The 19376-nt window shown below is 59.8% G+C and carries 18 protein-coding genes; 7 read left to right on the forward strand and 11 right to left on the reverse strand.

All coding sequences use genetic code 11. The features are described from left to right. Positions 1-113: 113 nt before the first annotated feature. A complete protein-coding gene (locus M8N44_RS04890) occupies positions 114-545 on the forward strand; it encodes a VOC family protein (protein ID WP_102722034.1) in 432 nt (143 codons plus the stop codon). A 105-nt stretch (positions 546-650) separates the two neighbouring features. Here M8N44_RS04890 and M8N44_RS04895 read toward each other — a convergent pair whose 3' ends face one another. The 6 genes from M8N44_RS04895 to nrfD form a co-directional block, all read right to left on the reverse strand. Continuing rightward, positions 651-803 carry a hypothetical protein gene (locus M8N44_RS04895; protein ID WP_180975158.1) on the reverse strand — a complete coding sequence of 51 codons (153 nt, stop codon included), beginning with the start codon at positions 801-803 and terminating at the stop codon, positions 651-653. A gap of 372 nt (positions 804-1175) precedes the next feature. Next, positions 1176-3494 (reverse strand): c-type cytochrome, encoded by a 2319-nt coding sequence (locus tag M8N44_RS04900; protein ID WP_102726332.1) that lies wholly within the window; start codon positions 3492-3494, stop codon positions 1176-1178. After that, positions 3491-4720 carry a hypothetical protein gene (locus M8N44_RS04905; RefSeq protein ID WP_102728188.1) on the reverse strand — a complete coding sequence of 410 codons (1230 nt, stop codon included), beginning with the start codon at positions 4718-4720 and terminating at the stop codon, positions 3491-3493. The genes M8N44_RS04900 and M8N44_RS04905 overlap by 4 nt, the downstream gene beginning before the upstream one ends. Next, entirely contained in the window at positions 4717-5382 is a 666-nt protein-coding gene (locus M8N44_RS04910) for a c-type cytochrome (protein ID WP_146021094.1), read from the reverse strand. Before M8N44_RS04910 ends, M8N44_RS04905 begins: the two co-directional genes overlap by 4 nt. Before the next feature lie 8 nt (positions 5383-5390). Continuing rightward, positions 5391-5951, reverse strand: a complete 561-nt coding sequence (locus M8N44_RS04915; protein ID WP_102728186.1) for a quinol:electron acceptor oxidoreductase subunit ActD — start codon at positions 5949-5951, stop codon at positions 5391-5393. After that, entirely contained in the window at positions 5948-7288 is a 1341-nt protein-coding gene (gene nrfD / locus M8N44_RS04920) for an NrfD/PsrC family molybdoenzyme membrane anchor subunit (RefSeq protein WP_180975157.1), read from the reverse strand. The genes M8N44_RS04915 and nrfD overlap by 4 nt, the downstream gene beginning before the upstream one ends. A 298-nt stretch (positions 7289-7586) precedes the next feature. Between nrfD and M8N44_RS04925 the strand changes: the two genes are divergently transcribed. Next, positions 7587-8600, forward strand: coding sequence for a chorismate-binding protein (locus tag M8N44_RS04925; RefSeq protein WP_102728184.1), 1014 nt, complete (start codon positions 7587-7589; stop codon positions 8598-8600). Positions 8601-8612: 12 nt separating this feature from the next. On the opposite strand, the gene M8N44_RS04930 is transcribed toward M8N44_RS04925, so the two are convergent. After that, positions 8613-11012 carry a glycoside hydrolase family 31 protein gene (locus tag M8N44_RS04930; protein ID WP_102726338.1) on the reverse strand — a complete coding sequence of 800 codons (2400 nt, stop codon included), beginning with the start codon at positions 11010-11012 and terminating at the stop codon, positions 8613-8615. Between the two features lie 220 nt (positions 11013-11232). Between M8N44_RS04930 and M8N44_RS04935 the strand changes: the two genes are divergently transcribed. The 4 genes from M8N44_RS04935 (at position 11233) to M8N44_RS04950 (ending at position 15181) form a co-directional block, all read left to right on the forward strand. Next, on the forward strand, positions 11233-12531 hold the full coding sequence (locus M8N44_RS04935; protein WP_022398345.1) for a glycosyltransferase: 1299 nt from the start codon (positions 11233-11235) through the stop codon (positions 12529-12531). Positions 12532-12579: 48 nt separating this feature from the next. Further along, positions 12580-13761, forward strand: a complete 1182-nt coding sequence (locus M8N44_RS04940; protein ID WP_022398346.1) for a glycoside hydrolase family 57 protein — start codon at positions 12580-12582, stop codon at positions 13759-13761. A 332-nt stretch (positions 13762-14093) separates the two neighbouring features. Continuing rightward, positions 14094-14423 (forward strand): autorepressor SdpR family transcription factor, encoded by a 330-nt coding sequence (locus M8N44_RS04945; RefSeq protein ID WP_102728183.1) that lies wholly within the window; start codon positions 14094-14096, stop codon positions 14421-14423. Between the two features lie 92 nt (positions 14424-14515). Further along, positions 14516-15181 carry an SdpI family protein gene (locus tag M8N44_RS04950; protein ID WP_180975156.1) on the forward strand — a complete coding sequence of 222 codons (666 nt, stop codon included), beginning with the start codon at positions 14516-14518 and terminating at the stop codon, positions 15179-15181. Between the two features lie 453 nt (positions 15182-15634). Here the strand turns inward: M8N44_RS04950 and def are convergent, their stop codons facing one another. From def to M8N44_RS04970, 4 genes are read right to left on the reverse strand one after another with little or no spacing between them, the layout of a single operon-like run. After that, complete coding sequence (gene def / locus M8N44_RS04955) at positions 15635-16183, reverse strand: peptide deformylase (RefSeq protein WP_102722023.1); 549 nt, start codon at positions 16181-16183, stop codon at positions 15635-15637. 34 nt (positions 16184-16217) lie between these two features. Further along, positions 16218-16646: an ExbD/TolR family protein gene (locus tag M8N44_RS04960; protein ID WP_102728181.1), complete on the reverse strand. Its 429-nt coding sequence runs from the start codon at positions 16644-16646 to the stop codon at positions 16218-16220. Positions 16647-16653: 7 nt separating this feature from the next. Further along, the gene (locus M8N44_RS04965) at positions 16654-17280 is read right to left on the reverse strand and encodes a MotA/TolQ/ExbB proton channel family protein (protein WP_102726340.1); all 627 of its coding nucleotides are present in this window, start codon (positions 17278-17280) and stop codon (positions 16654-16656) included. A gap of 43 nt (positions 17281-17323) precedes the next feature. Continuing rightward, positions 17324-18490, reverse strand: a complete 1167-nt coding sequence (locus tag M8N44_RS04970) for a hypothetical protein (protein WP_102730949.1) — start codon at positions 18488-18490, stop codon at positions 17324-17326. A gap of 242 nt (positions 18491-18732) precedes the next feature. Between M8N44_RS04970 and M8N44_RS04975 the strand changes: the two genes are divergently transcribed. Next, positions 18733-19233: a single-stranded DNA-binding protein gene (locus M8N44_RS04975; protein ID WP_102722020.1), complete on the forward strand. Its 501-nt coding sequence runs from the start codon at positions 18733-18735 to the stop codon at positions 19231-19233. Positions 19234-19376 lie beyond the last annotated feature (143 nt).

Genomic DNA, 19376 nt, shown 5'->3' on the forward strand with positions numbered 1-19376 from the left:
CATCCGGCTGCCTTCCCGGTACACGGTGCGGAGGGCAGCCTTTTTTTTGCAGAGGAACCGATACCCGGGCCATCTCCATCAAACATTTCAAATACCATCCCATGAAGAAGAACATGAACAGAATGAACATCGTCTGCCTTGGAGTCAGGGACATGAAGAAGGCGCTGCAATTTTACCGTGACGGACTCGGTTTTAAAACGGATGAGACGGGCGACCATCCGGACGTCGTCTTTTTCAGCACTCCCGGCACCAAACTGGAGCTGTATCCGCTGGATTTGCTGGCAAAGGACATCAACGGAGAGAATCCTCCGCCCATCGGCGCCGGGTTCGGAGGAATTACGCTTGCCTATAATGCAAAAACGAAGGAGGAGGTAGTTGAAGTCATTGAACTGGCGCGGAACGCGGGAGCCAGGATCGTCAAGGAACCCCAGGATGTTTTCTGGGGCGGCTTCCATGGCTATTTTGCGGACCCGGACGGCTATTACTGGGAAGTTGCCTGGGGACCGAACGATGAATTTGACGACCGGGACATGCTCGTCCTGTAAGCCGGAACTATTTAAATAAAAGGGCTGCCGCACTTGGATATGGTGCGGCAGCCCCGTCATGTTTCCTGGGAAACGGCGTCAGTCCGTCACGGAAACTCTTTTCATTCAGACGCTCCCTTTTTCCGTCAGTTCGCAGGGTTCCGACGGAACGGTCCGTTCAGGCGCCGCTTCCCGGGATTTCCGGGAAGGCAAAGCGGCGGGGGAAAGTTCCGCGGAGCCTCCGGCAAGTTCTTCCACTAGGGCGGCAACCATGTCCATGGGCCGTATTGGACCAGGAGCCTACGGAAACACAGGAGTTCCCTACCTTGATATGATCCCCAGGGCGGCTCCGACGGACATGGAGCCCGCAATGGTGCCCCGGTCATCCCTGGTGGAAGATTGATAACCTATCACGACATTGTCAGTGCCATTGTCGACGCTGGCATTTGTCCCGATAACAACGTTTTTGTCCGAAGCAATGGCGGACGTATTTTCCAAATTCATGGAATGGCATTTGCCTCTGTTTCCGCCGCGTATTCAAGAAGCGTAAAGCGTGGAATTTTTCTGCAACCGCCCTCCTGCATTGCTTGAAACCGTGCAGAAAAAACATGCCGCGCGGAGAGCGGCCGGCAACCGTAATGACATGTGCCGTTACAGCTCCCGGCGGATGGCGTCCATCTGTTCCGGCGTGTAGGCCGCCTTTTCCACTCCGCCGAACTGGCGGCGAAGGAACGTGAGCAGGTTCGCCAGGTCACGGGAATTCGTCACGCCGGGCGGCAGCATGGTGGAATTCCATTCCTTCCCGTTCACCGTGATCGGCCCGGTCAGCCCCTGGAGGATGATTTTGACGATTTCCGCATCAGGCTTTTCCTTCAGCCATTCGGACCCGGCCAGGGGCGGATAGGTCACCTTGTCCCCCATGCCGTCGTTGCCGTGGCAAATGGCGCATTTGGAAAGGTACACGCCCCTTCCTTTTTCCATGACGGCGGCCGCACGGGCTCTTTTCAGGCGTTCCATGTCCACCGTGGGAGGATGGGCGGCATAGTCCGGATGAATGTGGGACAGGCCAGGAAAAGAATGAATCCGGTCGCGTTTCCGGGAGGGTTCCACTCTCCTGAGGGAAGCAAGATAGTTCAACAGCCGTTCCCCGCGCCCGGAAGGCACCAGTTCCCGGCCCTGCTCCATCCGGACAGGCAGGGCATCCAGGGAAGGGGCATTCCCCTCCACCGGGCGTTCTTCAAACATGCCGGGCATGGAGGGGCACACGGTCCAGGGCTTTTTAAACTGCGGTTCCCGCGGGTTGTAAAGATGAAGGGCCAGCCATTCCCTTACCTGCGCGGCGCGGCGCGTGCCGCCGGATACCGCGTCTTCATATTCCAGCCTGCCTGCGGCGTATTCCGCCGCATTGCTCAAATCCGGCCCTACCGCCGCCACGCCCGCCTGCGGAGCGCCCTCCCCGTTGAATTCGGCATCCATGTCTTCCGGCTCGCTGACCCGGTAAGGGAAATCCGGGTCCGTGCCGCGGTCGATTGCCGTCTGCCAGTCCTTCCCGGACATGGAACGCCGGATGATCTGGGTGTGGCACAGGGCGCACCCCTCAGCGGCATAAATCCTGGCTCCTGCCGCATCCTGGACGGGCCGCCTGACCTCCAGTGAGTCCGGCGCGGGAGCATGCAGCAGGACAGCCGCCGCCGTAGCCAGCAACAGAACAGCCGCAACGGCGGCAATGAAGAAAAGACGCTGCGGAACCGGAGTTTCCATTTCCGGGTTCCCGGCATCCGCCGGACGCCACAGGCAAAGGCTTCCCGCCAGGCACAGAGCCATGGCAACGGCATGGACGCAGGCCGCCATGCCCACCCAGCCGCTCATCAGTTCCGCGCGCCGGGCTTCCGGAAAAGCCTGAACATCCACCGCGGCAACCACGCCCACGGCATAAGCCAGAAGCACGCCGCAAACGCCGGCGCCCAACAGCCACCATGCCGCAGGAAACCGCACGGGCCCCTTCCTTCCGGCCATCATCAGCGCTCCGGCTCCCAGCAGGATCCACAATTCCGCCTCATGCCACGCGGACAGGGAAAACTGCATCAGCTCCGGCCACGCCCCGGCAAACACGTCCCACACTGCCAGCAAGGCAAGCAGGGAAACCGCGGCTTTCAGCCACGTCCCGGTCTCCGGACCGGATTTCATCCAAAGATACACCGCCATCAGCACGGCGGGAACCGCGGCGCACCACGACCAGACGGCCCCGGCTTCCGCCAGCGCCCAGGGCACGGGAAAACCCCGGAGCCCCCCCAGACCGCCTACCACCGGAGCCGCCGCCAGCACGGCGGCCATCCAGACGGCCAGTATTCCAAAACCGCGGCCTTTGGCCATGTTCAAGCGGAACGCCGCCGCTCCCAGCGCGGCAAACATCAGCCCGCAGGACAGGCTGCCTTCCAGGGAGGAGGCGTCCAGCAGGCCGTTCATGGACAAAGCCTGCGTATAACCCAGCGCCAGAAGGGCCGCCGCCGTGCATCCCGCGGAGGAACTGAACAGCAGCCGCACGGGCCACGGGAACGGCCGGAACCACGCAGCGCACGCCTTGCCGGCGGCAAGGATGGCAAACACCGGGCAAACCCACCAGTCAAAGGGCATCAGGAGCAGGCCGCTTCCGTCTCCCGTCATAATCGTGGCCATCCCCAGCACAACGCAGAGGTGCCAGAGCCATTCCGCGGGTTTCAGCCGCCTGCATCCGTTCTCCGCCATGAAAGAAAACAGGACGGGGAGGGCCCATCCGTACACCAGCGCACCGTAAAAGGAGAACATGAGGCGCCCAGCCGGCCACGGCAGCGGAACACCCGCCACCAGTCCGGAGGCATGGACCAGGGACCACACCAGCCCCAGCACGCAGGCCGCCGCCAGCCAGAACAGGGGCAGCCACTCGTCCGGACGGCGGCGGAACAGGGAAGAAACGGCGGCGGGAACATTCATCGTGATTCGGGAAATACCCTGCGGACGCTCAAGGCCCCCAGGAAGGAAAAACAGCAGACCAGGCCCATCGCCACCAGGAGCAGGACGAGGGGGAGCCACGTGCCCCACGCAGCCGGTTCCAGCCCAAAGCCGGGGCAGAACATCCAGCACGCTTCCAGCAGGGAGCCAAGCAGGATGCAGACGCAGACCGCGCCCAGCGCAGACGGGCGGCGTCTCAACGCGGGAAAGAGCAAAACGAGGAAAGGCACCAGAAGCTGGAGCGCCAGAGCCGCGGACAGGAGCCCGGACCAGGAGAAGGCGGCGTCATAAAAAGACATTTCAGCCGGAAGGGAGGCATACCATGTAATCATGTACTGGGAGTACGTGATGTATGCTTTCACCAGCACCATGGCCGTCAGCATGCCGCCCAGGCGCGGCCACGGCAATCCCTTCCCTCCGTCCAGCTTCCTCAGGCACGCCGCGGCCAGCACCGCTAATGCCAGAGACGCCAGCAGGGCATACGCAACCATGTACACGGGGAACATGGAAAGAACGGCCCTTCCCGTCCCTGCCAGCATGTCAATCCCCAGCACGCCCAGCATCATCACCGTCACAATCATGCAGAAAGCGGCGCTCCCCCGGCGGAAGGAAGGCTGCCAGACGTTTTTTTCCGCCGCCAGCGTCTCCCATACCTGGGCCATGCTCCAGGCCAGCACTACGATGATTCCCATGCGCACATACAGCCACGCCGGATTCCACCACGCGGGATCAGCCAGGTCCAGCACGCCGAAGGCCTGGACGGCGGGAGAGGAAATATCCGCCACGCCCCAGTAGCGGGCCGCCTCCGGAAAGATGACGGTAGTCAGGCAGCCGACCGTTCCCGCCAGCACCAGAACGCCGGGTAAAAAGCCCCAGCAGGCCGCCGCCAGCACCCGCCTCAGCGTGATACCCCACCCGGCTCCCGTCAGGGAAGACAGGCAGAGCCAGAACAGGCACCCCAGGCAAACGCCCGTACCGATGACGCCCACCGCCATTCCGGCGGCGGCAAACGGTTTTCTCCATTCATGCAGCCGGGTTCCGGCCACCGTCATCTCATCCCACGGCATGGCGTTAAAAGACTGGCGCATCAGCACGCACCACAGCAGCACGGAAATGATCCACAGGGCAAGGGCGGCGGAACGTCCGGCCCAGCCGAATCCCGGCCTGTCCCGGCGTTCCCTTCCGGTTGATGATGTATTGCTGTTCATGGACGGTGTTCCCCCTGTCTAGTAACGGGTCGCTCTTCCTGCGGGGGCGCCGGGAGCGCCTGAAGCCGGCGGACGAACGCCACCAGGCACCAGATTTCCCGGGCCGTGAGAATGTTTCCGAAAGCGGGCATGTTCCCCTGCCCCAGCCGAATGCTCCTGAACATTTTTCCGGGAGAATAGGCCGCATACTTTTCATCCCGGAAGGAGCCTATCTGAGGGTAGGTGTCATAAGCGGCCATGCTGCCGCGTCCGTTTCCATCCGCACCGTGGCAGACGGCGCAATGCGCCAGATACAGCGTGCGCCCCTCCGCCAGCACGTCACGGCTGCGGGAAACCCCGCCCAATTCCAGGGGCATGATATCCTCCTCCCCCCCCTGCATGCGGCCGGAGGAAAAATAGGAGCCCTCCGCGGCAAAGGAATCCCGGTCATTCCCCCGTTCACGGACTGCCTCCCCCGTTCCCAGGGATTGCGCGACGGCATGGGGCGGCGTCAGGCGGACCTTCCGGCCTGCGGGAGTGAAGGGCTCCCGCACCTGCTGGGCGTCCGCCAGCGGACGCTCGTTCATATTGTCAAACAAATGGGGCGCGGCATTCCTGCCCCCGTCATCCCTCACCATGAACCAGAGCGCCCCCAGCAGAACCAGGGCGGCTATCGCCGTCATGCCGCCTCTCATGAACGGCCCCCTTCCTCATGGATGTATTCGCTCGCGTCCGGATGCAGTGCCGCAGCAAGAGCGGCGGCACGATCTTCACGGCCGCCTTCCAGCAGAATGAAATAACCGTCCCCGTGTTCATCCGTCCTGAAGAAATCACACTCGAACGCCCAGTCGTTCCACCGGGGGAGAACGGCCCCTTTCAGGAACCCGGCGGCAGTCAGAAGTCCGGCCCCGAGCAAGGTCCCTTCAAACAGGGGGGGAACGTACGCGGGCCAGTTGTCCCAGCCCTGCACCCTGCCCTGGGTCATGAGAGGATCCGCACAGAACTGCGTCCAGTAAAGCCACAGGGCCACGGCCAGGAATCCGCACACTCCGCCAGCCGCGGCCCACAGCCGCACGCCTGCGCCTACGGCCCTCCCGGCATGACGGTTGGCAAACCGGACGGCGGCGCAGGGATAAGGCGCACAGACCTCCCAGAAGACGCCCTCCTCCTTCACCAGCGTCCGGACGGCCTGAAGGAGCGCTTCTTCCGAAGAAAAGGAAAGCACCCAGCCGGAAGTGACGCGCTTCTTCATGCCCCGCCCTCCTTGTTCAGGGATTGCTGTTCCCGCACGTCGCACAGGGAAAAAAACGGAGTCACGCGCACCAGCACCATGTACAGCGCCGTGAACAGCCCCACGCTCCCGGCCATCATGGCCAGGTCCGTCAGGCTGGGGGAATAATCCCCGATATTGGCGGCCAGCAGGGAGGCTTTCAGGGAATTCACGACGATCCAGAAGCGTTCCATCCACATGCCGGCAAGCACGCCCAAGGCCACGACCGCAATCACCCACCGGTTGGTGCGCAGGGAGCGGAACCAGAACAACTGGGGCAGCAGCACGTTCCCGGCGACCATGGCGCCCAGGAACACGGCATTCACGGGATTCCTGCCCGGGAACAACGCCGGAGAGCCTCCATTCAGCACCACGGCCAGGTGCTCCCACAGATACATGGCCCCCATCACCAGGGCCAGGGCCAGCACGAAGCGGGAGCTCAAATCCAGAATGGCCGGCGTAATGGCCTGCCGGACGCCGCTGCCGGACATCAGGCGGCGCACCCCCAGAAGAATCAACTGGACCATCGCCATGCCGCTCAAAATGGCGCCCCCCACGAAATAGGGCGGAAAAATGCTCTGGTGCCACCCCGGCACCTGCGTCACGGAAAAGTCAAAGCTCACCACGGAATGGACGGATACCACCAGGGGAGTCAGGATGGCCGCAAAAAGCAGGCTGGCCTTTTCATAGGCGCGCCACTGGCGCCCCGTCCCCTGCCAGCCCAGAGCCAGCCATCCGTACCGCCGCCTCAAATGCCCCGCGCAGCAATCCCGCAGCAGCGCGAAATCCGGCACCAGCCCGATGTACCAGTACAACAGGGAAAGCAGGAAATACGTGCTGACGGCCATGACGTCCCACATCAGGGGGGAGGCCATGTCCGGCCAGATGCCGCTCACCTCCGGCAGGGGGGAGGCCATCCACGCCATCCAGACACGCCCCACGTGCACCACGGGAAAGACGGCGGCGCAGACCACCGCGCACAGGGTCATCTGTTCCGCCCCGCGGGCAATCGGGCTTCTCCATGACTGGCGGGTCAGCAGCAGGACGGCCGAAATCAGGGTGCCCGCATGTCCCAGGCCTATCCAGAAGACAAAATGCACGATGTCCAGCCCCCACACCACGTTATTGTTCAGCCCCAGCACTCCCACACCCTCCGCGGCAATGCGCCAGGAACTCCACCCCACACCCCACGCCGCCAGCAGCACGCTGGCGAGAAACACGCTCCACCATACGGGGCCGAGCGGCTTCCGCACCTCCGCCAGCATGGTCTTCACCGGAACGGCGGAGGAAGAAAGGGCTGGCGCTGGTCTGGTCATCATCTGCATATTGGGCGGAAGCTCGTTAGAGCTTACTTGAGTGCTTTTTCCCGTCAATTCAAAAGGGGAAGGCACGTGACATGACGCGAGGTTCTGTTTTTCCGGGGACATATTCCCGGGAGTAAGGGGCTCCGGCCCCTTACAAACTCCGGACAGGAAATGGAAAAAGGAAAAATCCCCTGCGCTATGCTGCGGAAGAGGTTTCACGCACGAAGGCCGGAGGCCTTCGCTCCCGGGAGAAGCTCCACAAACATTCAAATAGCTGGAATTCCCTGCCACAGCATTTTAACATGGCCCCCGCATGGACATAAACACGCTGACTTCCGGAGCCCTGATCAGACACCCTTCCCGCGGCCTTCTTCTCGGGACCGGGCCCTTCCGGGAATCGGCCGCCCCCCCGGATTCCGGCCCCGCCTTCTATGTCAACACGTTCCGCCTGGATGACCCGCAGCCGTGGAAAATACCGTCCGCCCTGCATCCCATTCCGGAACCGGAAAGCCCCACGCCGCCCGCTCCGGAAATCCTGTGGACGGAACCGTCCCCGGACGCGTATGCCCAGGTATTCGCGGAAATGATTGAACAAATCGCCTCCGGACATCTGGTGAAAAGCGTTCCGGCAACGCCCCAGTTTGGAGAGATGCAGCCTCCCCACGTTCCCCGTGAACTCATCCTGCGGGCCGTCAACGGTTCCCCGCTTCATTACCCCTATGCCTGGTGGACGGAGCAGGAAGGCTTCTGCGGAGCCACCCCGGAAACCCTGTTCCACCAGCAGGGACGACGCCTGACGACCATGGCCCTGGCCGGAACGGCGCGGCCGGAAGACGAGGGCGTCTTCATCAATGACGACAAGGAAATCCGCGAACATGAAATCGTGGCCGGCAGCATCCTTTCCCGCCTGTCCCCCTACGGCAGCGTCACCAGAACGGCCCGCAGCGTGCTGAACCTGGATACCCTGATCCACTTTGCCACCTACCTCACCCTGGAAGCGGACGAACTGCTGCCGCCGGACCACTGGATACGGCTGCTCCACCCCACTCCGGCCCTGGGATCCCAGCCCCGGACGGAGAAGACACTCGCCCAGTTGGACGACTGGCGTTCGCGCCTCCGCTGTCCGTCCCATTTCGGCGCTCCGTTCGGATTTCTGGAAGACGGAGACTTCTTCTGCCTGGTGGGCATCCGGTCCATGTACTGGCAGGGGCGGCGGCTCGCGCTCTGCACCGGGGGCGGGGTGGTGGCCTCCTCCACCCTGACGCATGAATGGCGGGAGCTGAAATTAAAGCGGGATACGGTCAGGCGCAGTTTCCTGCTTCCCTGACATTCCCGCCTGTTATTCCTCCGTCCAGCAGGCGGAAAGCGTCTCAAACTTGCCCTCTACCGGGATTCTCCATACCCGGCCATCCCTCGCCACGCCACGGCAGGGAACGCCGTCCATGTGCGCGCTGAGGGCAATCCCGGCAGGCAGGCCGTGCAGAACAACCTCCGCGGACTCATGGAACGCGCAGGGGTCCCCTTCGCACTTCCACGCCAGTTCCAGGGAATGGGAACCGGTGCCGCGGTAAAGGAACTCATGAACGGCGCATTCCCCGTTCCGGTACGCATAGCCGTCCCCCGCATCCTCATACAGGTGGGAGGCCACTTCCTCATCCGGCGCCCACCAGACGTCCAGTGTCAGCGGGGGCCGCGGCAGTTCGCCTGCGTGCTGCTGCACCGGCCAATGGGGAATGACCGCCCCGCCGCGCACGTACACGGGCAGGAAGGAAAGCGGGCATTTCACCCAGACATCCTTTCCGGTATCCTCCATCAGGCTGTCCGTGTGGTAGGAATACCAGACGCCTTCCGGGATGTAGAGGAAGCGGCCGCCTTCCTGCGGCTCATGGATGGGAATGACGTACAGATGGTCGCCGAAGAAATATTCCGCCCCCCGCCAGTAGGTGTCCCTGTTCCTGAAGCATTGAAGGGCCAGGGAGCGCAGCACGGGCATCCCCGTCTCCGCGTAACGGCGGAACTGCGTGTAAATGTAGGGAAGCAGGCGGTAGCGGCCCTCAATGGCGGCTTTCACGTATGCGGTGGCCTCCTGTCCGAACACCCAGGGCTCCTGGCCTCCGAATTCCCCGGAGGAATGATTGCGGAAAAGCCCGTGGAACGCGGCCATCTGCATCCAGCGGCAAAACAGCTCCGGCGTGGGATGCCCCATGAAGCCCCCCGCATCCGCCCCCGCGAAGGAGATGCCCGAGGCGGCAAGCCGCTGGCACTGGAAATTGGCCAGCTTCAAATGCTCCCAGCTGGACCGGTTGTCCCCCGTCCAGGTGGCGGCAAAGCGCTGCAATCCGGCAAAACCGGACCGGGACAGCAGGAAGGGACGCCTGTCCGGAGCGTGGCGCTTCATGCCCAGCCAGGAGGCTTCCGCCATGCACTGCCCGTAAATGTTATGGGCCTTTTCATGGGAACAGGGCATGCCGTCGTACTCATGCCGCGTATCCATCGGGAACGTGCGGTCCGGAAAGACGACAGGCTCGTTCATGTCGTTCCAGAGGCCGCGCACGCCCACCTCTTCCAGATCATGCCTGAACAGGTCCGCCCACCAGCTGCGGACGGCCGGGGCCGTGAAATCCGGAAAATTGCAGAGTCCCGGCCAGACTTCCTCCGACAAAAGATTGCCCTCCGACCGCCGGCAGAAATAATTCCGTTCCAAACCCTCCGCCCAAACAGGATTGGCGGGGTTGATCTTCACGCCGGGATTCACGATCAGGACCGTCTTCACGCCGTCCTCCTCCAGAGAGCGGACCATCCCCGCCGCATCGGGGAAATTGTGCCTGTCCCACGTAAACCCCTCCTTCTGCTCCATGTAATGGTGGTCCAGATGGACGGCGTCGCACGGGATGCCCAGGTCCCGGAACCGCTCCACCAGGTTATACACGGCCTTGTCCGGATAATAGCTCCATTTGGACTGGTGGTAGCCCAGCGCCCACAGCGGCGGCAGTTCGGGCGTGCCGGTAAGGCGCGTGTAGGCGGCTACGATGTCCAGAGGGCTGCGGTCATAAATGAAGTAATAATTCATCAGGCCGCCGAACGACCCGAAAGCCAGCACCTTTTCATCCGAGGCGCCGAAGTCGAAGTACGAGCGGCACGTATTGTCAAACAGCAGGCCGTACGCCTTCCCTTCCCGCAGGCTGAGGAAAAACGGAACGCTCTTGTAGAGAGGATCCGATTCCTCGTGAAAATCATAATGGTCCGCCCCCCACATGGAGAAATACTTGCCCCTCAGGTTCAGGGCGCAGGGCTTGTCCCCCAGCCCGAAAAAATGCTCCGTGTCCTGAAGCCTTTTCCGTATCCACACGCGGGCGTCCCCCGTCCAGTCCTTGGACTCCCGGCCAAAGCCGCCTTCATCCGCCAGCAGGGGTTCGTCCGTGACAATATCGTAAAAATCCACCTTTTGCTCCTCCGTACGGATGCGAATCCGCAGCAGGGACGTTTCAATGACATGCACTTCGGCTTCGTCATACTCCCGGACCTCCGCGCCGGGGGCGGAATACCCGGGGCTGACGGCATAGCTGGGCTCATCTTCCGGCACCGGTCCGGTGAAATACGTCACGCGGACAATTCCATCGTCCGCAAGGCACACGCTGAGAGTTATTTTAGAAACCGCATTGGTGTATTCCCATTTGACGAGACGCCCCCGGAGAGGGGGCGTTTTTCGTCTTTCAGGGATGTTGGGAGAGGTGCACATTGAAGCCAAACAGAAGAGAGAATCAAAAGCGTTCGATTCAGATTAAATTAATTTCATGACGAACGCAAGATTGAACTAAACCACCATTTTTCTTTTCATTATTAGGACAAAATTACTCATATTACTCTAGACCGAACATGAAAAATCTGGTTTTATTGCGTTGGTGCACAACACGGCATGAGGCCGCTTCCTTCCCGACACCGACAACCCACATCAACCAATGAGCACAATCCGAGTTCTTACATTAGGATGGGAATTCCCACCCCTGGTTAACGGGGGGCTGGGCATTGCCTGCCTGGGCCTTTCCAAGGCGCTGGCAAAAAAAGTGGATTTAAGAGTGATCGTCCCCAAGGCCGATCCTTCCGTTCTTTTTGACGGGTTCCAGCTCACTGGTCTCAACAACGTCTCCTATCGGGAAGTGGAGCAAGTGGACCGGAAGTATTCCTATGACAGCTTCGCCCTGGTGGAGCACGCCCCCATTGAACTGGACCCCTACACCACCGTGGAGGGGGAATCCGGCGTGGTGCAGTTCACCAAGGAAGGCCGCATCACCTTCTCCAAGACGCATGAAGCGGACCTCCAGCTATTCAAAAACAAGGAGGACCTCTATGCCGGGGACCTGGCCCTGAAAGTCATCCAGTTCTCCAAAATCGCGGTAAAAGTCGCCATGCAGCAGGACTTTGACATCATCCACGCCCATGACTGGATGACTTACCTGGCCGGCGTGGAGGTGAAAAAAGCCACGGGCAAGCCCCTGGTGGTGCACCTGCACGCCTCCCAGTTTGACCGCGCCGGAGCGGACGCCCGCGGATGGATTTACGATATTGAAAAATTCGGCATGGAACAGGCGGACGCCGTCATTCCGGTCAGCAAATACACGGGCACCATCGCCAGCGGGCACTACGCCATAGACCCCCATAAAATCTTCCCCATCCACAACGGGGCGGACCCCGTCAAGGTTTTCAAGGGAAAGAAAAAATTTCCGGAAAAGCTCGTGCTCTTCCTGGGACGCCTGACGGCCCAGAAAGGTCCGGGCTTCTTCCTGCAAATTGCCGCCAAGGTTCTGGAGCAGACGGACGACGTGCGCTTCGTCATGGCCGGTACCGGGGAAAAACTCCGCCAGTTGATTGAATCCGGAGCCTTCAAGGGCGTGGGCGACAAATTCCACTTCACCGGCTTCCTGAACAAGGACAAGGTGAATGACCTCCTCTCCATCACGGACATCTACTGCATGCCCTCCGTATCGGAGCCCTTCGGCCTGTCGGCTCTGGAAGCCGCCCAATTCAACATTCCCGCCGTGATCTCCAAGCAGTCCGGCGTGGCGGAAGTCATGAAGGGAGCCCTGAAAGCGGACTTCTGGGACGTCAACAAGATGGCGGAACACATCGTCCATCTCTGCACGGATGAGGAACTGTACCGGAAAGTGGTGGAACAAAGCACGGAGGACATCAAGGCCTCCACCTGGGACGCCGCCGCAGACAAGGTCATCCGGGTTTACGAACATGTGCTGAACCGCTAAGAACCGCCTTTTCACCCCACACGATAACTCCCAGCCCTTTCCCCGTACATGAGCAACATTTCCCTCACTTTCGTGGCACACCAGCCCAACCGGCTGATTCATTACGACTTCTTCAAAATTGGAGAACACGCCTTCTATGAAGATGACGATCTGAATGCCCGCGTGCTCAGCACGGTGGCGGAACGCTGCTACTTCCCGGCCACTCGGCTGATGAAGCAGCTCATCGAACTCACAGGGGGCAAATTCCGCTTCGGGCTGGCCCTCAGCGGCGTCATTCTGGAACAGGCCCTGTACCACAGGCCGGACCTGATTGCCGCCTTCAAGGAGCTGGCTGAAACCGGCTGCGTGGACTTTCTGGTGATGCCGTACTACAACTCCCTCGCCTCCGTCTACTCACCGCAGGAATTTGCGGAGCAGATTGAAGAGCACCGGGAACTCCTTAAAAAACTCTTCCGCCAGGAATCAGACGTGCTGATGAACACCGGCATGCTGTACTCCAACGCCATTGCGGCGCAGGCGGAAACGCTCGGCTTCAAGGGCATCATGGCGGACGGCAATCCGGCGATGCTCAAGGGATTCACCAGCAATGAAGTATTCCTGGCCCCGTGGGTCTATAACACCACCACCATATTCCGCAACCGGGAACTCTCCAATGACCTGGCGATCATGAGAACCGATCCGGAATGGCCGGAATACCCGCTTTCCCCCACCACCTTCGCGGACTGGCTGACGCACCAGCAGGGCAGCGTCACCACCCTGTCCATGGACTATGAGACGCTTGGCGAACGCCAGTCTGACGCTACGGGCGTCTTTGAATTCTGGCGCACCATGATCCTTGCCTGCGTGGATGCCGGCAACCGGTTCATGACCCCGTCTGAAGTGGTGCGTGAAATCAAGCCCGTCTCCGTCTGCGAATGCACCCAGGAAATGACCTGCTCCACCTTCGGAACCATGTCCCATTGGAACGGCAACGTCATGCAGGACGAAGCCATCCGCAAAATCTACCGCCTGGAAAAACCGGTCAAGGCCGCCAATGACAAGGACCTCACCCACGTCTGGCGCAAGCTCCAGAGTGCGGACCACTTCCATTACATGCAGAAGGAAAACTCCTTCACCCCGTATGCCTCTGCCTTTGACGCGTACATCTACTACATGAACGCCCTGGCGGACCTGCAAATCCGCGTCAAAAGGGAATCACAGAACGCTCCGGTCCCTGCGGCAGCCTCCTGAAGCTCCCCTTGGAGCGCAGCGAACATTTGCAGCATTCGACCTGAAACTGGAAGCGTCAGCGAACGCTCCTCCCCACCGTACGTTCTCCATCCGCACAAATGATTCAGTTTGCTGCAAAGGCTTGCGGCGCGGGAAAGCTTTAGACTAAATCCTTGGAATCCATATCCGGATAGCGGACGGCGGTCCGGTTTAAAGAATGATCCCACCAGAGCGGCTATCACGACACGCAGGAACGTAATAAACAAGTGTTCCCGTTCGGTCCTTCTCTTCATTTTTGTTGACCTCGCCGGGAATCCATATTAGAAATATTTAACATTAAAGTTAAATATAAAATGAATAATCCCTCTTCCCTGCAACCTACGCTCAGAGCCCTGGCTGACCCCACACGCCGTGAAATTCTGGAAATACTGAAAAACGGCGCCATGCCGGCCGGAGAAATCGCGGAACATTTCAGTATTACCGGAGCCGCTATCTCCCGCCACCTGTCTGTTTTAAAAGAAGCCGATCTCGTCCGCGACCACAGGGAAGGCAAATTCATCTTTTACGATATCAACCTGAGCGTTCTTCAAGAAATACTGGTCTGGATAGGCAATTTCAAGGCGGCCCGCGAAACATCCTCCGGAAAATGGAGCAAAATCATCGGAACCCAGCCCAATCATTAAACGCCATGCAGCCAACCCCGCTCTCTGCTCAATCTTCCCCATCCTGGTGGATCGGGCCAATTTTCAACGAACTTGTCATAGCCCTGTTTCCCGTGCTGACTTACTATGCAGCCGTATCGTCACGGCTGCCCGCCCGCGTCGCCGTACATTTCAATGAATACGGCATGCCCACCCGTTTTGAGGACAAGAACGGCATGGACGCCCTTCTGGGATTCATTGGCCTGGGAATCCTCGGCTTCCTCATCGGGAAGATTCTCCGTCTGATCATCCTTTTGCCCATTCACTTCAGCAGGAATGAAAACAACCGGCGGATTGGCGCGAAGATGGCCACGTACGCGGAATTCTTCCTGGTCGTCCTGTTTTCCTATCTTTGCCTGACCATTCAAAAGACAAGCCTGGCAAATACGGTCAGCCTGGGAGACACGGCCAAAGTCATCTTCATAAGCCTGAACACATTTCTTCTGCTCCTGGCCAACGTTTGCCCCAAGATAACTCCCAACAAATGGTTCGGAATACGCACCCCTTACGCCTTCAGTAGTAATGAAGCATGGGTAAGTGTTCAGCGACTGGGCGGCAGGTTTCTATTCTGCGGAAGCCTGTTCAACATCCTTGTGACGCTTCTCCTTCCCGGCTCCTTTCCTGCAATCTTCATTTTTAACATGGTCTCCCTTCTGCTCCAGGCATTGGTCATACTTCTTTGGAAGCCCCACAGGAACAGGACTGAACTTTCATCTTCGTCTGACAGCGACGTTTGTTGATGACCGGCCCTAATCATTAGTAGAAGAAAGAGGACGACTGGTTCGCAATGCCTCTGCACCCCCCTCTCTGCCCATGTGTACCTCAACGGCCAAACGAAAGACCTGGCATGATCGGGAAGCTGGAAGGAGGAAGATACTCCTCCCTTCTCTGCACCGCAGAAAACCAAACAGCGGAACCATGAGGAATCATCACTCTATTTGAAGAAAAGGGGATCAAGATTTTCTGCGCGCCCCAATGGACTCCTTGAGCAGATGCGGAGTAAAATAAAGTTCATGGAGAGGGATTCAGGCACGTGCAGAAAGAAACCCAGTCCAGAAATTTCACAGCCCATTATGCCTCACGATGCAACAGACCGGCTAACCCCGCGCTTTATCGCGGCAGCTCAAGAGTGATTTCCCCTGCCGCCGAGACCTTTCGCCAAACAGGCGGCCCGATCCCGATCCGGGAAACCGTCAATACCCAGTAGCCAGGCGCTTCAATTTATTGCGCAGGGTGATCTTCTGGGCGGAAGAAACGCGCTCCACAAACAGGATGCCGTTCAAATGGTCGCATTCATGCTGCAGGCATCGCGCCAGCAATCCGTTGCAGTCAATCGTCACTTCTCTTCCATCTATCAGGAGCACCGTAGCTTTGACAAAATCCGGCCTCACGACGGAAGCGCGTATCTTGAGCACGCTCAAGCAGCCTTCATGGAAGGGATGCATGGGCCCGTAAGGCTCCAGGACGGGATTGGCAAACATCAGGGGCATAATGTCTGAAAGCTCCTTGTCCTCCCCGTTCACCTTTAGCCAGGTGACGGACTCTTCCTCCTCCGGAATATCAATCACCACCAGTTGAATGGGAATGCTCACCTGCGGAGCCGCCAGGCCGATGCCTTCTGCGGCGTACATGGTTTCCAGCATGTTTTCCGCCAGGGCTTTCAAGCCGTCGTCAAAATGTTCTACGGGGCGGCATTTTTCCTTCAATACCGGATTTCCATACTGCGCGATTTCCAATAACATCGGGAGGGAGGGGAGTATATATGTGTTAAGGCGCTTACTGTGCGCCGGATTTGTTGATTTCTATTCTGGCAGGAACATCCCCCGCGTCAATACCCACAGACGTCAGCGCGTCCCAAATGCCGACAATGACGCCAAACTCCGCCTTTTTATCTACGTCAAGCTGCAATTTGACGTCCGGCTTCTCCCTTTTCAGGGCTTCCAGGGCGGCGGCCAGCTCATTCATCTCCACCAGGTTCCCGTTCAGGGAAATGGAGGATTTCCCCGTCACGGCCAGGACGGCCCGTTGCTCCGTGGAAGGAGCCCCTTCCATGAACTCCGCGCCCGGCACGTCTATTTTCAGCAGGGACTGCGGCTTTTTCCACTGGGTGTGAACGATGAAAAAGATGAGCAGAATGGTCAATATGTCAATCATGGGGACGATGGGAACCCCCATGGTTCTTGCTTTCTTGCGGTAAAACTGCATGGCCTGTTCAGCGTTGGGAATGATGGCAGCGGAAGGAAATCAGCTCCGTCAGCAGGACTTCCATGGAAGCGGAAATGCGCTCCAGCTTGCGGGAATAATAAACGTGGGCGATTACGGCGGGAGTGGCGATGGCTAGCCCGGCAATCGTGGTGTTCAGCGCCTGGGCAATCCCCTGCGCGATCATGCCGTGGCTCTCATCCATCCCGAAAACGCTGAAAATCTGCACCAGGCCGCTGGCAGTCCCCAGAATACCGAACATGGGGGCGATCATCACAATCATGTCCAGCAGGGGAAGCCCCGCCTGGAGCGTCACGAACTCCTCGCGGGCCTTCACCTGGATCATCTCCTTCAGGGCGGCTTCATCCTCCAGAGGAGAATTCAGGGCGTCCAGCACCAGGCGCCCCTCCACGGAATCCGAATCCGCGGCCATCCTTTCCAGTTCGCTGCGCTCCAAGGCCCCGCGGGTGTACTGCTCCACGGCCCGGGTCAGCCTGGCGGGACAGATGGTGCTCCTCTTCATATTGAACATGCGGTAAATGATGGCCGCAATGAGAAGAACGGAACAGGCCGCCAGCGGATACATGAAAACGCCGCCTGCCTGGAAGAATGTGATGCAGTCCTTGATAAAGTTCATGGTGAAGTATCAGTGAATGATGTTGTTGTAGGATGGTAGGTTGTTAAAAATTGAAGTCGAAGTACATTTCCAGCGAATCCCCGACGAGCGCGTTCCTCACCTCCGGCGGCATCGCGGGCAGCCGGGCAAGTTTAATGGCGAGGAAGGTGAAGGACTTCTGGACCTCGCTGGCTCCCACGCGGGAAGTCTGCCTCATGGAGGAAACCTTGCCATTCTTGTTAATCAGGATGCGGATGCGCACGGTTCCGGTGACGATCAGGTCGCGGTTCAAGTCACACTGACGGTACCACTGCTCCCCGATGGCCCGGTAAACGATCGCCTGGTACGTCCCCATGGGGGTGGCTTCCACATCCAGTGTCGGGCGGCGGCCAAAGCTGAATTTGCCCGTCTGCTTGGTTTTCTGCTCATGCGTCTTGAAGCCGGGCTGGCTCTCCGCGTTAAACATGGGGTCGTATAAAGGCTGCTTCTGCGCCGGCCTCGTATTGGGAGGCAGGTTCAGGTTGGGAAGATTGAGGGGAGGATTGTCCGCCCCTTTCGCAATGCTCTTGGCCAGTTCCTGAAGGGCGTCAGGCTTCTCCGGTTCACCGGGCCGGGGCAATGTCACCGCATGCGGAAGCTGCATGGCCCTTTCCTGCGCGGGGCGGCGGTTCTGCCGGGCCAGTCCTTCCTCGCTTGCCTTGCCCGGAACGCCCTCCCTGTTGGGAGAATGGTCTACGGAATCCGGATGGCCCGCGGGAGGCATGGACGGCTCCAGGGGCTGGTAGGGAACGTTGGCGGCCGCTCCGGGAGCGGCATTCTTGTTGCCGTCCCGTTCATGGCTCAGGTCGCCATCCTGCCTATTCTGGTCAAAAAGGACAATCTCCCCATTCTCGCGCTCCACGCCGTCCTGGGCAGGCATGTCCCTGCTGCTGTCCGGGTCCTTTCGGCCGCCTTCCGCACGCGTGTTCCTGTTGCTCTGGAATTTGGGGGCCTCCGGCCTAGTGGCGCTTTCCTGCTCCTCATTAGTCTTCACGATGGCAGGCAGATGCTCCTTCGGCGCCTGCCTCCGGCCCTCCGGGTGAGGCTCCACCTTCTTCACCATGCGCGCGCTCACCACCACCTGCCGCCGCGCCGCTTCCGCCGGGCGCGGAGAAGCCAGCCATTCCTCCGGAACCAAGTAGCTTCCCGCCAGCAGGAACAGGTGCGCCAGCACGGACAGCAAAAGGCACATGCTCCAGGAAACCCGGAACAGTCCGTTTCGCCGCCGTTGCTTGAAACTCATGGAGGTGAAGTTTTCACGGTTCCATGACGAATGCAATGTAGAAAGGAGACATGATGAAGAACGATTCCGCAATTTAGTATTGCACAAAATCACGTGCAGGGCCATAGTTGCTAGCGACCAGCCACACGCCTCCCAAACGGCAAGGCACCTTTCTTATACGTTATCACACACCTCGTTAACACCCACCCCATATGGCCAATCTCAACAAAGTCTTCTTAATGGGCAACCTGACCGCCGATCCCGAGCTGCGCTACACCCCCAAAGGCACCGCCGTCACGGACATCCGCCTCGCCATCAACCGCTACTATGCGGGCGACAACAGCGAACGCCAGGAGGAAACCACCTTTGTGGACGTCACCCTCTGGAACCGCCAGGCGGAAGTAGCCGGCAACTACCTCAGCAAGGGCCGCGGAGTCTTTGTGGAAGGACGCCTGCAACTGGACTCCTGGGAAGACAAGGCCTCCGGGCAGAAGCGCACCAAGCTGCGCGTGATCGGTGAAAACATCCAGCTCTTCCCCCGCGGCGGTGAAGGCGACATGGGCGGCGCTCCGCGCCAGCAGCCCCAGGGAGCTCCCCGCTCCAACAACTACGGGCAGTCCCGTCCGGCCCAGAACTACAATCCGCCCCCCATGCCTCCCTCCAACCAGCCGTCCAGCGACTTTGGAGACATGGATGACGAAATCCCGTTCTAAAGCCAGGACAAACAACTTCTTTTCACAGGCCGCCTTTCCTCCGTGTCAGGCGGTCTTTTTCATGGCCGGGATTCCCGCGGAAGCAAAACACCGCCCAGGGGCACGCAGACGTTCCACAGCCGTCCCCTGAATCATGAAAGCCC

The sequence above is a fragment of the Akkermansia massiliensis genome, assembly GCF_023516715.1.
Taxonomy (GTDB): domain Bacteria; phylum Verrucomicrobiota; class Verrucomicrobiia; order Verrucomicrobiales; family Akkermansiaceae; genus Akkermansia; species Akkermansia massiliensis.

What these genes read in the sequence shown, in the direction of transcription:
- M8N44_RS04895 (WP_180975158.1), bottom strand. Translation starts at nt 803, where the DNA reads ATGGACATGGTTGCCGCCCTAGTGGAAGAACTTGCCGGAGGCTCCGCG.
- def (WP_102722023.1), bottom strand. Translation starts at nt 16,183, where the DNA reads ATGTTATTGGAAATCGCGCAGTATGGAAATCCGGTATTGAAGGAAAAA.
- M8N44_RS04935 (WP_022398345.1), top strand. Translation starts at nt 11,233, where the DNA reads ATGAGCACAATCCGAGTTCTTACATTAGGATGGGAATTCCCACCCCTG.
- M8N44_RS04930 (WP_102726338.1), bottom strand. Translation starts at nt 11,012, where the DNA reads ATGTGCACCTCTCCCAACATCCCTGAAAGACGAAAAACGCCCCCTCTC.
- nrfD (WP_180975157.1), bottom strand. Translation starts at nt 7,288, where the DNA reads ATGATGACCAGACCAGCGCCAGCCCTTTCTTCCTCCGCCGTTCCGGTG.
- M8N44_RS04965 (WP_102726340.1), bottom strand. Translation starts at nt 17,280, where the DNA reads ATGAACTTTATCAAGGACTGCATCACATTCTTCCAGGCAGGCGGCGTT.
- M8N44_RS04940 (WP_022398346.1), top strand. Translation starts at nt 12,580, where the DNA reads ATGAGCAACATTTCCCTCACTTTCGTGGCACACCAGCCCAACCGGCTG.
- M8N44_RS04910 (WP_146021094.1), bottom strand. Translation starts at nt 5,382, where the DNA reads ATGACGGCGATAGCCGCCCTGGTTCTGCTGGGGGCGCTCTGGTTCATG.
- M8N44_RS04970 (WP_102730949.1), bottom strand. Translation starts at nt 18,490, where the DNA reads ATGTGCCTTTTGCTGTCCGTGCTGGCGCACCTGTTCCTGCTGGCGGGA.
- M8N44_RS04925 (WP_102728184.1), top strand. Translation starts at nt 7,587, where the DNA reads ATGGACATAAACACGCTGACTTCCGGAGCCCTGATCAGACACCCTTCC.
- M8N44_RS04905 (WP_102728188.1), bottom strand. Translation starts at nt 4,720, where the DNA reads ATGAACAGCAATACATCATCAACCGGAAGGGAACGCCGGGACAGGCCG.
- M8N44_RS04900 (WP_102726332.1), bottom strand. Translation starts at nt 3,494, where the DNA reads ATGAATGTTCCCGCCGCCGTTTCTTCCCTGTTCCGCCGCCGTCCGGAC.
- M8N44_RS04960 (WP_102728181.1), bottom strand. Translation starts at nt 16,646, where the DNA reads ATGCAGTTTTACCGCAAGAAAGCAAGAACCATGGGGGTTCCCATCGTC.
- M8N44_RS04915 (WP_102728186.1), bottom strand. Translation starts at nt 5,951, where the DNA reads ATGAAGAAGCGCGTCACTTCCGGCTGGGTGCTTTCCTTTTCTTCGGAA.
- M8N44_RS04945 (WP_102728183.1), top strand. Translation starts at nt 14,094, where the DNA reads ATGAATAATCCCTCTTCCCTGCAACCTACGCTCAGAGCCCTGGCTGAC.
- M8N44_RS04890 (WP_102722034.1), top strand. Translation starts at nt 114, where the DNA reads ATGAACAGAATGAACATCGTCTGCCTTGGAGTCAGGGACATGAAGAAG.
- M8N44_RS04975 (WP_102722020.1), top strand. Translation starts at nt 18,733, where the DNA reads ATGGCCAATCTCAACAAAGTCTTCTTAATGGGCAACCTGACCGCCGAT.